Annotated in this window: 13 protein-coding genes, 2 tRNA genes, 1 rRNA gene and 1 riboswitch; of the genes, 9 read left to right on the top strand and 7 right to left on the bottom strand. The window is 58.3% G+C overall.

The features are described 5' to 3' along the window. Positions 1-117: 117 nt before the first annotated feature. The 4 genes from AC22G1_RS18210 to AC22G1_RS18195 all read left to right on the top strand — a co-directional run bounded on the left by AC22G1_RS18210 (position 118) and on the right by AC22G1_RS18195 (position 4,334). Positions 118-2,010: a M61 family metallopeptidase gene (locus AC22G1_RS18210; protein WP_487314605.1), complete on the top strand. Its 1,893-nt coding sequence runs from the start codon at positions 118-120 to the stop codon at positions 2,008-2,010. 174 nt (positions 2,011-2,184) lie between these two features. Further along, a complete protein-coding gene (locus tag AC22G1_RS18205) occupies positions 2,185-3,084 on the top strand; it encodes a DUF8812 domain-containing protein (protein ID WP_487314604.1) in 900 nt (299 codons plus the stop codon). After that, positions 3,085-3,540: a hypothetical protein gene (locus AC22G1_RS18200; RefSeq protein ID WP_487314603.1), complete on the top strand. Its 456-nt coding sequence runs from the start codon at positions 3,085-3,087 to the stop codon at positions 3,538-3,540. It abuts the gene before it with no gap. Positions 3,541-3,698: 158 nt separating this feature from the next. Beyond that, entirely contained in the window at positions 3,699-4,334 is a 636-nt protein-coding gene (locus tag AC22G1_RS18195) for a DUF4919 domain-containing protein (protein ID WP_487314602.1), read from the top strand. A 12-nt stretch (positions 4,335-4,346) separates the two neighbouring features. Here AC22G1_RS18195 and AC22G1_RS18190 read toward each other — a convergent pair whose 3' ends face one another. Further along, positions 4,347-5,816: a sensor domain-containing diguanylate cyclase gene (locus AC22G1_RS18190; RefSeq protein ID WP_487314601.1), complete on the bottom strand. Its 1,470-nt coding sequence runs from the start codon at positions 5,814-5,816 to the stop codon at positions 4,347-4,349. Positions 5,817-6,168: 352 nt separating this feature from the next. Between AC22G1_RS18190 and AC22G1_RS18185 the strand changes: the two genes are divergently transcribed. Then, entirely contained in the window at positions 6,169-6,708 is a 540-nt protein-coding gene (locus tag AC22G1_RS18185) for a DUF6795 domain-containing protein (RefSeq protein ID WP_487314600.1), read from the top strand. 27 nt (positions 6,709-6,735) lie between these two features. Further along, complete coding sequence (locus tag AC22G1_RS18180; protein WP_123422675.1) at positions 6,736-7,890, top strand: lipase family protein; 1,155 nt, start codon at positions 6,736-6,738, stop codon at positions 7,888-7,890. Between the two features lie 39 nt (positions 7,891-7,929). On the opposite strand, the gene AC22G1_RS18175 is transcribed toward AC22G1_RS18180, so the two are convergent. From AC22G1_RS18175 to thiC, 6 genes are all read right to left on the bottom strand, one after another. Then, complete coding sequence (locus AC22G1_RS18175) at positions 7,930-8,634, bottom strand: HesA/MoeB/ThiF family protein (protein WP_487314599.1); 705 nt, start codon at positions 8,632-8,634, stop codon at positions 7,930-7,932. A gap of 1 nt (position 8,635) precedes the next feature. Continuing rightward, complete coding sequence (gene thiE / locus AC22G1_RS18170) at positions 8,636-9,280, bottom strand: thiamine phosphate synthase (RefSeq protein ID WP_487316750.1); 645 nt, start codon at positions 9,278-9,280, stop codon at positions 8,636-8,638. 155 nt (positions 9,281-9,435) lie between these two features. Then, entirely contained in the window at positions 9,436-10,209 is a 774-nt protein-coding gene (locus tag AC22G1_RS18165) for a thiazole synthase (RefSeq protein ID WP_487314598.1), read from the bottom strand. Next, the gene (gene thiS / locus AC22G1_RS18160) at positions 10,209-10,406 is read right to left on the bottom strand and encodes a sulfur carrier protein ThiS (RefSeq protein WP_487314597.1); all 198 of its coding nucleotides are present in this window, start codon (positions 10,404-10,406) and stop codon (positions 10,209-10,211) included. The genes AC22G1_RS18165 and thiS overlap by 1 nt, the downstream gene beginning before the upstream one ends. Beyond that, on the bottom strand, positions 10,396-11,343 hold the full coding sequence (locus tag AC22G1_RS18155; protein ID WP_487314596.1) for an FAD-dependent oxidoreductase: 948 nt from the start codon (positions 11,341-11,343) through the stop codon (positions 10,396-10,398). The genes thiS and AC22G1_RS18155 overlap by 11 nt, the downstream gene beginning before the upstream one ends. Beyond that, the gene (thiC, locus tag AC22G1_RS18150; RefSeq protein WP_487314595.1) at positions 11,327-13,126 is read right to left on the bottom strand and encodes a phosphomethylpyrimidine synthase ThiC; all 1,800 of its coding nucleotides are present in this window, start codon (positions 13,124-13,126) and stop codon (positions 11,327-11,329) included. Before thiC ends, AC22G1_RS18155 begins: the two co-directional genes overlap by 17 nt. A gap of 98 nt (positions 13,127-13,224) precedes the next feature. Further along, positions 13,225-13,326, bottom strand: a riboswitch (TPP riboswitch). Between the two features lie 482 nt (positions 13,327-13,808). Between thiC and AC22G1_RS18145 the strand changes: the two genes are divergently transcribed. The 3 genes from AC22G1_RS18145 (at position 13,809) to AC22G1_RS18135 (ending at position 15,576) form a co-directional block, all read left to right on the top strand. Further along, positions 13,809-15,345: ribosomal RNA gene (locus tag AC22G1_RS18145) — 16S ribosomal RNA — on the top strand. A 71-nt stretch (positions 15,346-15,416) separates the two neighbouring features. After that, a tRNA-Ile gene (locus tag AC22G1_RS18140) sits at positions 15,417-15,493 on the top strand. Between the two features lie 7 nt (positions 15,494-15,500). Continuing rightward, positions 15,501-15,576 (top strand) — tRNA-Ala (locus AC22G1_RS18135).

The raw sequence follows: 15,576 nt of genomic DNA, 5'->3' as shown, positions 1-15,576 counted from the left end.
GCATTAGCCGTATCTGATGTGGTTTTTGCCCAGCGCTTGGCGCCTTCTCTTAAGGGCAGATGCGGCCCAATCAAAGTGGCGTTGTAACGCCCAAAAACACAAAGATGGGAGTTTCCTTTGAAAAATACTGCTGTAGCGGCTGCTGTGATCAGCGCCCTGATGGGTTTGGCGCTGCCGGCCCACGCCGATGTACCTGCCCCTGTTGATAAAGCCTACCCCGGCACCCTGAAGATCCACGTTGATGCCACCGATATCGGCCACCGCATTTTCCAAATCAACGAAACCATCCCGGTCAGCGCCAGTGGCGATCTGACCCTGCTGTACCCGGCCTGGATCCCCGGCAACCACTCTCCCACCGGCCCCATCGACAAGGTGGCGGGTATCGAGTTCAGCGCCAACGGCAAAACCCTGACCTGGGAGCGCGACGCAGGTAACGTGTATGCCTTCCACGTGGCGGTACCCCAGGGCGTGACCGAAGTGAAAGCCAGCTTCAAGTTCCTGTCGCCCCAAAACCCTGCCCAGGGCCGGGTGGTGATGACCCCGGAAATGCTGAACCTGCAATGGAACGCCATGTCCCTGTACCCGGCCGGCCATTACACCCGTCAGATCCAGGTTGAGCCGTCGGTGACCCTGCCCAAGGGCTGGCATTACGCCACCGCCCTTGAGAACGAGAGCCACAAGGGCGACACCTACGCCTTTAAAGCCATCGACTTTGAAAACCTGGTGGACTCGCCGATGTTCGCCGGTGAGCACTATAAGCGCATCGATCTGAACCCCGGTGCCAAGACGCCGGTGCACCTGAACGTCTTTGCCGACAACGCCAAAGACTTGGAAGTGAGCCCCGAAGCCCTCAAGGCCCACCGCGAGCTGGTACAACAGATGTACAAGCTGTACGGCGCTCACCACTACAACCACTATGACTTCCTGCTGGCCCTGACCGACAAACTCGGCGGCATCGGCCTGGAGCACCACCGCTCCAGCGAAAACAGCGCCAAGGAAAACTACTTCACCGAGTGGGACAAATCCTGGCTGGGCCGCGACCTCTTGGCCCACGAATTCAACCACTCCTGGGACGGTAAGTATCGCCGCCCCGAGCAGCTGTGGACCCCCACCTACAACCAGGTGAAACGTGACCATGGCCTGTGGGTCTATGAAGGCCAGACCCAGTTCTGGGGCTATATCGTGGCCGAGCGCTCCGGTCTTTGGAGCCACGACAACGCCATGGACATGCTGGCCCTGCTGGGCGCCACTTATGACAAAGGCCGCCCCGGCATGCAGTGGCGCAATATCTGGGATACCACCAACGATCCCACCATCGCCCAGCGCGCGCCTCTGGCGTATCGCAGCTACCAGATGAGCGAAGACTACTACCAGGGTGGCCAGCTGATTTGGTACGCGGTAGACGCCAAACTGCGTAACCTCAGCGGCAACAAGAAATCCCTGAACGACTTCGCCAAGGCTTTCTTTGGCGTGCACCCCGGCGCCTGGGACATCAACACCTACAGCTTCGAAGACGTGGTTAATACCTTGAACGGTATCGAGAAGTTTGACTGGACCAGCTTCCTCAACGACCGCCTCAAAGGCCACGTGAACCTGTCCAAGTCCCTGAACGACCAAGGCTGGCAGCTGGTATATAACGACAAGCCGTCAGACGCCGTTAAAGGTATCGAAGGCCGCTACAAGGCCACCGACTTTACCTACTCCCTGGGCTTTATGGTCAGCAACGAAGGCACCATGCGCGACGTGCTGTGGGACAGCCCGGCCTTTAATGCCGGCCTGGCGCCGAGCATGACCATAGTGGCGGTAAACGGCACCCAGTTCAGCGGTGACGTGCTCAAAGACGCGGTAACCGCCGCCACCAAGGACAAAGCCCCCATCGAGCTGTTGGTCAAAGACTTCGACAAGTACCAGACCATCAAGATTGATTACCACGGCGGCCTCAAGTACCCGCACCTTGAGCGCATCAAAGGCGCCAAGGATTACCTGAGCCAGATCCTCAAACCCCTGTAAGGCCTCGCCTTATGTAAAAGCCCGGCTTAGGCCGGGCTTTTTTGTGCCTCGCGGTCGGTAGGGGATTAGCGATAGGCAAAGTATGTTTTTTAAGCAGGGTTGCTGTTGCGTTCATCTTGGCGCGAAGCTGGCACTATGCCAGTTCATGCCAATACGTTTTCAGGGAGGAAAACCATGATCGCGCTCTTTATGTCAGGCTCGGTGGGTACGCGGGGCAAAAATAATGGCCTCGACGTGTTGATGATCAAATCGCTGCTCAATGCCTACGCCCGGCGCAACAAGTTAACCGAGCTGGCAATGAATGAAACGGTTGACGATGCCTGCCTGACCCTTATCGCCGTCTTTCAAACCAAAGTGGTAAAAATGGCCAAGCCCGACAGCCTGGTCTCGGCCAATGCCGGCACCTTCAAGCAGATGGTCGCCTATCTCAAGGCCGGCTTTAGCGTGGCCGCCATCACCAAGCCCACCGAAGGCGCCCTGACCTGGGACGCCGAAGGCAACGAAGGCGGCTACTACCACAGCCGGGTATTTCACGTGCCCTCGGCCAGCTCCGGGTTAACCATTGGCCGGGGTTACGATATGCGCGATAAAACCACGGCTACTATCGTCAGCGATCTCACCACGGCTGGCATTGATACGGTAAAAGCCAACCTGATTGGCAAGGCCGCCACCAAAAAAGGGAAAACGGCAGAGCAGTTTGTCTATTCCAATGATTTACTGGATTTCGAGATAACTGCGCCCCAGCAATTATCCCTCTTTAAAAAGACCTACCAGTTTATGCTGGACGATGTGAAACGTATCAGCGCCGGGGCATCGCAGGTAAAGCATTACGGTACGGTAGATTGGGATAAAACGCCGCAAACGGTCATCGACCTGCTGGTAGATTTACGCTATCGGGGTGATTACACTCCAGCCACTCGGCGCCTTATCCAAAAGTTTGTTGCGGACGGCGAGTATGTGAAATTCAAGGACGTTATTCAGGACCAAAGCAATTGGTCTGGTGTGCCGGGAGACCGTTTTACCCGTCGCTCCAATTTCGCCGACGCCATTAAAGACAAGGACGGAAAAAAGTAAATGTCACCCTTTTCGCGCGCGCTCTTCTCCTTTGCCTTTGGTGCCAGCCTGGTTGCCGGCTGCCAGGCCAATACCGCCGAGCAAGGCGGCTACGACATGGAAGCCACCAGCACCTTGAACGCCAAGGTGGGCGACAGCACCTTTATCTACCAGCAGTTCGACCCGGAGTTTGATTTCCCCTGCCCGGTGGTCAGCCTGCAAAAAGCCGGCAAGACCCTGGTATCCAAAGAGCTGTGTGTATACAAGGCGCGAGACAACAGCCCTTTTGATCTGCGCAGCGACGTCTCTTATAACGCGATCAGCGATGCGGCCATTAACGGCAATACCCTGAGTTACACCTTGGATATCAGCCTGCGCCGCGCCGATGCGTTTTTGCAAAAATGCACCCTCACCTTCACCGCCGATAGCCTCAGTGAACCCAACTGCGTGCTGGAAGATTTACCGCCAAGCCAGTAATAACCCCCAAGCCCGAATCTTCGGGCTTTTTATTTTTAATGGTGCAAACAGTGCGTCCTTGTCTTTTTGCTGGCCAAAATTCTGGCATCGCGGTAGTAAATAAAGCTAACAGTGGCCTTGGCGGATAACAGGCTGCGCTACCCGGACAGGAATCGATGATGAAAAAGCCCCTGATTGGCCTTGCCCTTGCGGCGCTGTTAAGTGGCTGCGCGACCACCAGCAAACCGGCGGCGCCCGTGGCCAAGGCGGAGCCTTTGACGCCGCTGGTCACCGATTGGGCAGCCCCAGCCGATTATGATGGGATGCGCAAACAACTGGGGTGGAGCGACCAGTACATCGCCCGCTGCGAGCAGGGCAACCCGGTCAAAGCCATGGACGAGGCCATGATGGACAAGCAATGGCAACAGGCCGCCACCTTGGGGCAAAACTGGTTGCCTCAATGCCCGGTGGATATGCGGGTGCAGTTCTTTACCGCCATCGCCCTGGATAAGCTGGGGCAGGGCGCTCAGTCCAAGGCGCACTTTGCCTGGACCAAAGGGCTGCTGGATTCGGTGATGGCGTCCGGTAACGGCAAAACCCCGGCGACCGCCCTTGAGACCATTTCCGTGGCCGAGGAATACAACACCCTCTACCTGATGCAGTTGCAGCCCAAGGATCAGGCGCTGGTGTCGGGGCCCATCATGTGTGACCGCCTCACCGCCACCTCAGAAGACGGCGAGCTGGTCACCCTGTACTTCAACCCCAAGGCGCATTTTGCTCGGTTGATGAAGATGATCAAAGAAGGTGAAAAGTAAGCTGGCCCCGACTCAGGCCGCGCCGGTTCGGATCTGGTTGCGGCCATTTTCCTTGGCAAGGTAGAGAGCGGCGTCGGCCCGTTTCACCACCTCTTCCAAAGGCTCTTTGGGGCCGTTTTGGGCGACCCCACCACTGAGGGTGATGTAAAAAACCTGGCCCTTGAAGGTAAAGCGGTGCTCGCTCATGCCGGTACGGACCCGCTCAGCCAGGGATTGGGCCTGCTCCAGGTCACAGCCGCTTAGCAGCACCAGAAACTCTTCCCCGCCCCAACGGCAGATGGCGTCCGACTCGCGCACATACTGCTTTATCTCCTGCACCATGTCTTTGAGCACGGTGTCACCGGCCTCATGGCCATATCGGTCGTTCACTTGCTTGAAGTGGTCAACGTCCAGCACCACTACCGACAGCGGCTGGCTTTGCTGGTTGCACTCGTCCAGCATCAGGCGGTGCAGCTCCTGGCCGCTGCGCCTGTTAAGGGCCAGGGTTAACGGGTCCACCGAGGCTTGGGCCGCCAGTTTGCGCTGGTAGCGCCCCTGGGTCGCCAGGCTGATGCCCAGCACCATCAGGGTGATAAGGCCAGCAATGGCCACGTTGATAAGGAAGGTTTTAAACACCGCTTGCAGCGAGGCGGCCTGATGTTCCTCCACCACCAGGTACCAGTCAAATTCCGGCACCAGCCGGGCATTGACATAGGTTTTGTGGCCGCCGCTCTCAAAGTGGTAGCTGCCTGAAGGGGCAGACAACAGCTGAGCGGCGATAGTGGTCATTCCCGGCATGCTTTGCAGGCTGTCTTCTCCCTCAAAGCGCTGGCCGCTGAGCACCACCTTGCCTTGGCGGTCCACAAAATAAATGCGGCGCTGGTAGCGCTGCTCATAACGTGCGATGAGCTGATGCACCTGTTCGACCGAAAGCCCCACCCCGGTCACGCCGATAAAGCGGTGCTGGTAGTCGTAGACTTTGTGGTCGATAAAGATGTCCATCTGCCCCTTTCGCTCTGGGTCCATACCCACAGTGACCAGATAAGGCTTGTTCTCGGGCAGGGCTTTGACCTTTTCGTACCAGTCGTAGCGATGGCTGGTGGCGTCGATGATGTGGTCGGCGGCATCGGGCAGATAGAGGCGGCGGTCGGCGTCTCTGACAAAAAAGGCGATGATGGTGTCAAAGCGCTGGTCTATCTCCGCCAGGTAGCGCTGCATGGGGGCGGCGCTGGGTGTGGCTTGCATGGCCCAGTCGCGTACAAAGGTGTCGTGGGCCATCAGGGCCGCCACAAAGGTGGGTTGCACCAGGTCACGCTGGATCTGCGAGTAGACGTTGTCACTGGTGAGCGGCAGGGAGTTGTGCTCAATCTGCTGGCTAATGGAGCGCTGGGCAACCCGGTAGCTGCTCCAACTCATCAGGAAAAACACCACAAACAGTACCCCGCAGAACAGCCAGAGGGTTTTCACCCTGATATTGGCCAGGGGTTGGTGTCTTTTGAGCATCTGACGCTCCCTATCAAGTTGGTAACTGATTGCCCGCAAAGGGAAATCATAGCATTTCCAAGGCATTGATAAGAGCGCTTTTACCGGCAGGGTATGTCGATTTATTTTTAATTAAATTGTTTGTGGCCGTTTATTAATTAAAAGATGTTGTATTTTCTTTTTATCAATTTAATCTCTACCTATAACGACATTATTTTTATATTCGCCTTTGGCAAAGGTTTTTGTATTGAATTTACCAATGCCTATTTTTACCGGCAAAACCGGCGGAAGATTGCGTTATGCAATGGCCTTGTATAATCTTTTGGCACGTCGCACGGATGCTATACGAAAGACTAACGGATTATGCCATTTCATGAGACACCTCTTAATTACCCCCAAGCTGCTGTCTGCACTGGTTACCCTGGTGCTGGTCTGTATTGCCTTACTTTGGTCGGGAGCGCCTAACGCCATGCTTTTCTTCGGTAAAAAAGCCAGCTATCACCTTTCTCCCGAGATCAACGGCGTGATCACTCTCCACGGCAAACCGGTGGGCCACGTGGAGGTCACCCGCACCCTGGACAGCAACCAGTTCAAGCAGCCCTATGTCGACACTGCCATTACCGACAGCCAGGGTAAATTCAGCTTCCCGGAAAAGGAAATTGAAGACAAAAAGCCCTCCGAAATGACCACGGTGGTGCGTAGCCAAAATCTGGAAGTGGAATACAGCGGTAAAAAATACCTGCTTTGGTTTATGAGTATTCCCACCATTCGGCCGGTTGATGTCGTGAAAGAAAAACTGCATTTCCTGGAATGTGACCTGGACAATGCCGAAGAGTATTTCGATTTTCATGACGCGCAGTTTTCAGCCATGCCTTTTACTGCCGTCTCGATATGCAGATGGAAGGATAACTAACCTGTATCAACGTCAAAGGGATTTGTTATGAGCTTTATTTCACCGAAAGTGGCCTCGCAACTGGCCTTGCTGACTTACTCAGCCGAAAACCGCAGCGCCAATGGCCGCTACAACTTCGCGCCTTCTGCCGATATTCGCCGGATCTTCGATCTGGAATCAGAGGCCCTGACCGGTAAATCCGGTTTTGCCCTGTTTCGTAAAACCCTGGGGTTTTCGCTGGTCGGTAAGGGTAAGGCGGAGTTCGAAGGCGACCACGTTATCGCCATGCGCGGCACCAACATGAAAAACGTGGTGGATGCCCTGACCGACGCCAACTTCGGTATGGCCTCTGCCGACAACGGCTCTGCCGCCCACTTTGGCTTTGTGCGCACCTTCGATTCTATCAAGCCCGGCCTGAAAGCCTACCTCGATGCCAACCCCGGCCGTGGCGCCGTGCACTGCGTCGGCCACAGCCTCGGCGGCGCCCTGGCGACCCTGGCCGCCGATTGGGTAGCCATCAATTATGGCCGGCCCGCCTACCTCTACACCTTCGGTTGCCCAAGGGTGGGGCAGGCTGGCTTTGCCCGCAGCGCCACCGCCAATATCGACCGGATCTACCGCTGCACCCACGGTGCCGACGTAGTGCCCAAGGTGCCTTTGTGGCCCTTCCAGCACATTCCCGCTGGCGGCACCGAGTATCGCCTCGACGGCTCCCAGGGCTTTAGCATGGCCGCCCACTCCATGGGCTACGACGGCTCCCCCGGTTATGTGAACACCGCCAGTAAAGGTGGTTGGGATGAGCTGCACCAGAACTCCGAGCGCTTTATGAATACCCCGGTGCGCCTGGATTTCGACAAGCGGCTCAATGCCTCTTTCACCAGCTACTGGGCCGACAAGATTGGCGCGGCGCTGATCACCCTGCTCAAAGACGCCGGTTACTACGCGGCGGTGGCAGCCCAAATGGCCCTGGCCACCAGCTTTACCGTGTACGACATCCTGGCTCAGACCATCGAGAAAATAGCCCAGGCCGGCACCAAACTGGCCGCCCAGGCCAAGGGTCTTATTGGCCACATGCTGGTTTTTGCCGGCAAAGTGGCTGGCGTGGTTATCAACCTCACCGCCGCTTTTATTCGCGGCGTGTTTGACCTGATGCTAAAAGCCCTGGGCCGCATGGTGCGCAACTCCCTCAAGTTGCTCGACTAAGCTGTTTGAGACGAAAAAGCCCGGCATGGCCGGGCTTTTTTATTGGCTGCAAACCGGGCAGGCTGGGTCGCGGCTTAGCTGCCAGCTGTTCCAGGCGAGGGTTTCCCCATCAAAAAGGTGCAGCCGGTCTTGAGCTGGCGCCATGCCCAGCAGCTGCTGTATGGCCAGTAGCCCCTGAAAGCTGCCGGCCATGCCCAGTAGTGGCCCGGCTACCCCCAGGGCATCGCAGCTACCGGCCCCTTGCTCGGCCTCGCCGTACAGGCAGGCAAGGCAGGGCCCGCCGCGTACCAGTTGCACCCGGTATTGCCAGCGGTTGGCAATGGCGATCACCAGCGGTAGGTTTTGGCCAACACACCAGCGGTTCAACAGTTGCTTGGTGGCGAGGTTATCGGCGCAGTCCAGCACCAGGTCGGCGCCTGCCAAGAGCGGGGCGATGTTCTCCTCCTTTATATAGGAAGAGCATTCTTCCACCTGGCACTGGGGATCAAGCGCCTCTAGCTGGCGACGGGCCATTTCGGCCTTGGCCCGGCCGACGTGGCTGCTTTTATAAAGAATTTGCCGGTGCAGGTTACTGAGCTCCACCTTGTCGGCATCGATAAGCCGCAAACGGCCCACCCCGGCGCCAGCCAGGTAAAGGGCCGCCGGGCTACCCAGGCCGCCGAGGCCAACAATGGCCACTGTGCTGGCACCAAGCCTTGCCTGGCCTTCGCTGCCCCAAAGCAGCTGTTGGCGGTGATGGCGCATGTCAGCCTCCACAGAGCGCGAGCCAGCGGCGAACGTCAGCATCAAGGTGGGCGCTTTCGGTTACCGCTCTGACGACCGCCAGGCTACCTGGCCCTTGCGCCAGCACCGCTTCGGCGTTAGTGAAGTCAATACCGCCGATGGCGACCGTTGGCGTGTTAGCGGCGCGCTGGCAAAAGGCCTTAAGCCGCGCCAGCCCCTGGGGGGCGGTGGGCATGGCCTTGGTGGGGGTGGCAAAGATGGCGCCAAAGGCAATATAGGAAGGCCTGAGCGACAAGGCTCTGGCCTGCTCAAAAAGCCCGTGGCTACTGAGGCCCAAGCGAATGCCGCTCAGGCTGAGCCTTTCCAAGTCGGCACTCAGCAAGTCTTCCTGGCCCAGGTGCACGCCATAAGCGCCATGGTGCAAGGCGGCCTGCCAATGGTCATTGATAAATAGCCGGGCTCGATAACCCTGGGCAGCTTTTACTGCCTGGGCCACCTGGCGCTCCGCCTCAGAGGCCTCTCCTTTAAAACGCAGCTGCAGGGTTTTAACGCCCAGATCCAAGAGCCGTTTTAGCCAGTCGCTGCTGGGCACCACCCCATAAAAACCCAGCCGCGATGGGCAGGGCGCAAAGGGCTGGTTTGGCGCTTCGCCGGTGAGCTGCGGCAGTTGCGCATCGCCCCCCCGCTGCGCCAGCCAGTCATCCAGGCTGACCGGTGCCAGGGGTAAATCCCCCTTGCCGTGCCTTAAGGTCAGCTGCCGCTCGCCAAGGTGCAGCACATCCTGTTCCGGCCCCAATTGCAACGCGTCTTTATATAAGAAGGTCATGACTCCTCCTTATGCCAAAAAGGCGTGCCCACCACAGGGGTGCTGGCCTGGGCCAGTTCCCGGGCGCTGATGGGGCCAGCCAGAAAACCGGCCCGCCCAGCCTGCACCGCCTGGGCCATGGCGCCAGCCATGGCGATGGGGTCACCGGCCTGGGCCACGGCGGTATTGGCCAGCACCGCATCAAAGCCCAGCTCCATAGCCGCACAGGCATGGGAGGGGCGGCCTATGCCGGCGTCAATCACCATGGGGACTTTCGGCAGCCGCTGGCGCAGGGTCTTGAGGCTTTGGATGTCGCTAAGCCCCTGGCCTGAGCCGATGGGTGCGCCCCAGGGCATCAGCACCTGGGCGCCAGCATCCAGCAGCTTTTTGGCCAGCACCAAATCGCTGGTCATATAAGGGAAGATTTGAAAGCCCTCGCGGGTGAGCTCGCGGGTGGCGTCCACCAAGGCGAAGGGGTCCGGTTGCAGGTTGTAGTCGTCGCCGGTGATCTCCAGCTTTAACCAGTTGGTGGCAAAGAGCTCCCTGGCCATAAAGGCCAGGTTCACCGCTTCATCCACGCTGCGACAACCGGCGGTATTGGGCAGCAGCGGAATACCGAGCGCCTGCAAAAAGGCCCAGAAATCGCCCCCGCCCTGGCCCTGGCGGCGCAGGCTGCAAGTGATCAAGCCCGGCTTGGCGGCCTTGACCGCCTCCAGCAATAGCTGCGGCGAAGGGTAACCGGCGGTGCCCAGCCAGAAGCGGCTGCCAAGGGCCACATCATAAAGGTGCATCAGCCGCCCTCCATGGGAGACAGCACCTCGATGCGGTCTCCCTCCTTTATATAAAGCGCCGCGTATTGGCCTTTGGGCACAAAGCGGCCGTTCACCGCCACCGCATAGGGCGGCTTGGCCGGGTGATTCTCCAGTAGCCGTTCCAGAGGCTGGGTGCCCGTTACCAGCAGGCGCTTGCCGTTAAGCTCAATGAACATGCTGGCCTCCCAAGCGTGTGGTGATGTCGCTGACCGCCCGCTCGGCAAGCACAGGGCCAATCATAAAACCGTGCCGGTAAAGGCCGTTGATGCTGAGCCGGTTACCTTGCCAAGACAGCTTTGGCTCGTTGTCCATAAAGGCGGGGCGAAGCCCCACCTGTAATGCCTCGATGCGCGCCTCGGCAAAGCCGGGGTGCAGGCTGTGGGCGGCAGACAGCAGCTCCAGCGCCGACTGCACCGACACCGGGCTGTCGTCGCGGCTTTCAATCTCGGTGGCTCCCACCACGTACCGGCCATCAGGGCGCGGCACGATATAAAGAGGGTAACGGGGGTGCAGCAGCCGCACCGGCCGGGTGAGGGTCACCTCGGGGGCATGGAGCCTGGCCACTTCGCCGCGCACGACGCGAAGGCCGGGCTGCTGGCTGCCAGCGCCGGTGCAATCAACGATGATGGCGGCCTCGTCGCTGCCTCGGTAGCCCGAGCCCAGCTCGCCAAGGCGATGCATCAGGGCGCTGTTATCGAGATAACCTTCGCCGCTTAGCCACAGGCCGCGCCCAAAGCGGCCCGCCAGGGCCGGCTCCAAAGCCCCCGCCTGGCAAGGCTCGCATTCGGTGCGGCGGCTGAAATCCACCATCAGCCCCTGGTCTTGGGGGTGGCTTACCACCAGGGTGCCGGTAAAGCCGTGCTGAATATCGCCAAGCTCGCTAAGCCAGGCCTGCCACAGGGGCAGGGCGGCATTGCCCATGGCAAAAATAGCCGGGCTGCTGAGCACCGCTTCGGCCTTGGGGGCCAGCATGGCAGCGGCCACCCAGCCGGCGGCGCGCTCTGGGCTGGGGTCGCTCCAACTGACGCTGACTCCGGCCTTGTTAAGGCGCCAGCACAGCAGACGCCCCATCAGACCAAAGCCGCGGATATGGACCTCAGTCCTGGTTGACATAAATCTGTGCCCCTTGCTCTTTAAAGCGCTGCGCCTGGGCCTTGAGGCCGTCGCGGTTGGCCGACAGCTCCTGGCTTAGTTTCATGGAGCAGAACTTGGGCCCGCACATGGAACAAAAATGGGCCACCTTGCCGGCCGGGCTGGGAATGGTTTCGTCGTGGTACTCCCGGGCCCGCACCGGGTCCAGCCCCAGGTTGAACTGGTCTTCCCAGCGAAATTCAAAGCGGGCGCGGGACAGGGCGTTGTCCCAGGCCTGGGCCGCCGGGTGACCTTTGGCCAAGTCCGCCGCGTGGGCGGCAATGCGGTAGGCGATAAGGCCTTCTTTAACATCGTCCTTGTTGGGCAGGCCCAGGTGCTCCTTGGGGGTCACGTAACAGAGCATGGCGCAGCCAAACCAGCCGATCAGCGCCGCGCCAATGCCGGAGGTGATGTGGTCATAGCCGGGGGCGATGTCGGTGGTCAGTGGCCCCAGGGTGTAGAAGGGGGCGCCGTGGCAATGCTTGAGCTGCTCATCCATGTTTTCCTTGATGAGCTGCATCGGCACATGGCCCGGGCCTTCAATCATCACCTGCACATCGTATTCCCAGGCTATTTTGGTGAGTTCACCCAGGGTGCGCAGCTCGGCGAACTGGGCTTCGTCGTTGGCGTCGGCTATGGAGCCGGGGCGCAGGCCATCGCCCAAAGACAGCGACACGTCATAGGCGGCGCAGATCTCGCAGATCTCCCGAAAATGCTCGTAGAGGAAACTCTCTTGGTGATGGGCCAGGCACCACTTGGCCATGATGGCGCCGCCACGGGAGACGATGCCGGTAACCCTGTCCACGGTCAGCGGCACAAAGGCCAGCCGCACCCCGGCGTGAATGGTGAAGTAGTCCACCCCTTGCTCGGCCTGTTCAATCAGGGTGTCGCGGAACAGCTCCCAGGTCAGGTCCTCGGCAATGCCTTTGGTTTTCTCTAGCGCCTGGTAGATGGGCACAGTGCCGATGGGCACCGGCGAGTTACGCACTATCCACTCGCGGATATGGTGGATGTTACGGCCGGTAGACAGATCCATCACCGTGTCGGCGCCCCAGCGGGTGGCCCAAATGAGCTTCTCCACTTCCTCGTCGACGCCGCTGGAGACAGATGAGTTGCCGATGTTGGCGTTCACCTTCACCCGGAAGTTGCGGCCAATGACCATCGGCTCGGCTTCCGGGTGGTTGATGTTGGCGGGGATGATGGCCCGGCCCTCGGCCACTTCCCGACGCACAAACTCGGGGGTAATGGCGTTCGGGATGGTGGCACCGAAATCCTGGCCCGGGTGGCGCTGCTCGGTTCTGGCTTGTTCCAGGCCGATGTTCTCGCGGATGGCGATGTATTCCATCTCGGGGGTGATGATACCGGCACGGGCATAGTGCAGCTGGGTTACCCGTTTGCCGGCCTTGGCTCTACGTAGCGCCCGGCGGCTTGCAAAGCGCGGCATGGTGGCGGTCTCTTCGGCCATCTGCCGGGCAAAGTCGGAACTCACCCCTGCCAAAGGCTCGGTGTCACCCCGTTCGGTTATCCAGCTGTCGCGCAGCGGCGCCAGGCCAACGCGAATATCCACCGGCGTGTCGGTGAAGGGGCCTGAGCTGTCGTAGAGACTCACCAGTACCTGGCCACTGCCGTCGCTGGCCAGCACCTGGCGCACCGGCACCTGGATATCGGCTCGGCTACCGCTGAGATAGGCTTTATGGGACCCCGGCAAAGGCTGGGTAACGTCGGGGCTCAATTGGCCCTGGATGAAAGATGATGATGTAGACATGGCTAACCTCGTTTTCAAAATACAAAAACGTTGCTGGCCGATGTGCACGGTGAGAGAGGTGCAGCCAAGCTGCACCCCATCCGGGAGACGGTTTCAGATTGTGTGTCTCACTTGTTCCCTTCGCAGGTATTACCCTGATCAGGTTCCACGGATCCCACGTCTAGCGTGATCTCAGCCCTAAGGCACTCCGACAAGAACGATTTTTAGCCTAAATCGAAATCATCTGTCCTGTAAAGGGCCAGTTTCTGTGGATAAGTTGTGCTTAAACGGTGTGTGAGTTGTGTGAAAGCCGGTATTCGATTTTTTTCGCAAAAACCCCTTGCAGCCTGCGTTTAGGTCCCTATAATGCCGCCTCGTCGCCAAGGGAAAGCGCGGTTGAGAGCTGATTAAGCGGTGCTTAAAAAGGCCTTGACCGATAAAGATAAGTGAGTAGAATGGCGGCTCGCTTCGGGGATTGAGTCGAAAGGCTTAAAAAACGAAGTTTAGTGTGAAGCGAAAGGGCTTGACACTGTATTGGGAGGCTGTAGAATGCGCCTCCTCGCTTGAGAAAGCGACGCTCTTTAACAATTGAATCCAAGTAATCTGTGTGGGCACTCACAGTTGGGTAGACTCAAAAATTGAGAACTACTCGATGAAGTGAAGTGTTCAACACTTCAGCAATTCATTGAGCATCAAACGCTTTTAATTGAAGAGTTTGATCATGGCTCAGATTGAACGCTGGCGGCAGGCCTAACACATGCAAGTCGAGCGGTAGAGGGGAGCTTGCTTCCCTTGAGAGCGGCGGACGGGTGAGTAATACGTAGGGAGCTGCCTGATAGTGGGGGATAACCATTGGAAACGATGGCTAATACCGCATGATGTCTACGGACCAAAGAGGGGGACCTTCGGGCCTCTTGCTATCAGATGCACCTACGTGGGATTAGCTAGTTGGTGAGGTAACGGCTCACCAAGGCGACGATCCCTAGCTGGTCTGAGAGGATGATCAGCCACACTGGGACTGAGACACGGCCCAGACTCCTACGGGAGGCAGCAGTGGGGAATATTGGACAATGGGCGCAAGCCTGATCCAGCCATGCCGCGTGTGTGAAGAAGGCCTTCGGGTTGTAAAGCACTTTCAGCGAGGAGGAAAGGTTGATGCTTAATACGTATCAGCTGTGACGTTACTCGCAGAAGAAGCACCGGCTAACTCCGTGCCAGCAGCCGCGGTAATACGGAGGGTGCAAGCGTTAATCGGAATTACTGGGCGTAAAGCGCACGCAGGCGGCTTGTTAAGTTAGATGTGAAAGCCCCGGGCTTAACCTGGGAATTGCATTTAAGACTGGCAAGCTAGAGTCTTGGAGAGGGGGGTGGAATTTCCGGTGTAGCGGTGAAATGCGTAGAGATCGGAAGGAACATCAATGGCGAAGGCAACCCCCTGGCCAAAGACTGACGCTCAGGTGCGAAAGCGTGGGGAGCAAACAGGATTAGATACCCTGGTAGTCCACGCCGTAAACGATGTCAACTTGGAGTTTGTGTTCTTGAAACGTGGACTCCGGAGCTAACGCGTTAAGTTGACCGCCTGGGGAGTACGGCCGCAAGGTTAAAACTCAAATGAATTGACGGGGGCCCGCACAAGCGGTGGAGCATGTGGTTTAATTCGATGCAACGCGAAGAACCTTACCTACTCTTGACATCTAGCGAACTTGGTAGAGATACCTTGGTGCCTTCGGGAACGCTAAGACAGGTGCTGCATGGCTGTCGTCAGCTCGTGTTGTGAAATGTTGGGTTAAGTCCCGCAACGAGCGCAACCCTTATCCTTTGTTGCCAGCGAGTAATGTCGGGAACTCAAAGGAGACTGCCGGTGATAAACCGGAGGAAGGTGGGGACGACGTCAAGTCATCATGGCCCTTACGAGTAGGGCTACACACGTGCTACAATGGCGCGTACAGAGGGAAGCAAGCTAGCGATAGTAAGCGGATCCCAAAAAGCGCGTCGTAGTCCGGATCGGAGTCTGCAACTCGACTCCGTGAAGTCGGAATCGCTAGTAATCGTGGATCAGAATGCCACGGTGAATACGTTCCCGGGCCTTGTACACACCGCCCGTCACACCATGGGAGTGGGCTGCACCAGAAGTAGATAGCTTAACCTTCGGGAGGGCGTTTACCACGGTGTGGTTCATGACTGGGGTGAAGTCGTAACAAGGTAGCCGTAGGGGAACCTGCGGCTGGATCACCTCCTTACTAAAGAGATACCTGCTGTTGCAGTGTCCACACAGATTACTTGGGTTAAAGGTAAGAGCGTATACAAGTGTGGGTCTGTAGCTCAGCTGGTTAGAGCGCACCCCTGATAAGGGTGAGGTCGGTGGTTCAAGTCCACTCAGACCCACCACACTTTTGGGGCTATAGCTCAGCTGGGAGAGCGCCTGCTTTGCACGCAGGAGGTCAGCGGTTCGATCCCGCTTAGCTCCACCA

The organism is Gallaecimonas zhanjiangensis (assembly GCF_057624825.1).
This window is presented reverse-complemented; position numbering and strand designations above follow the sequence as displayed.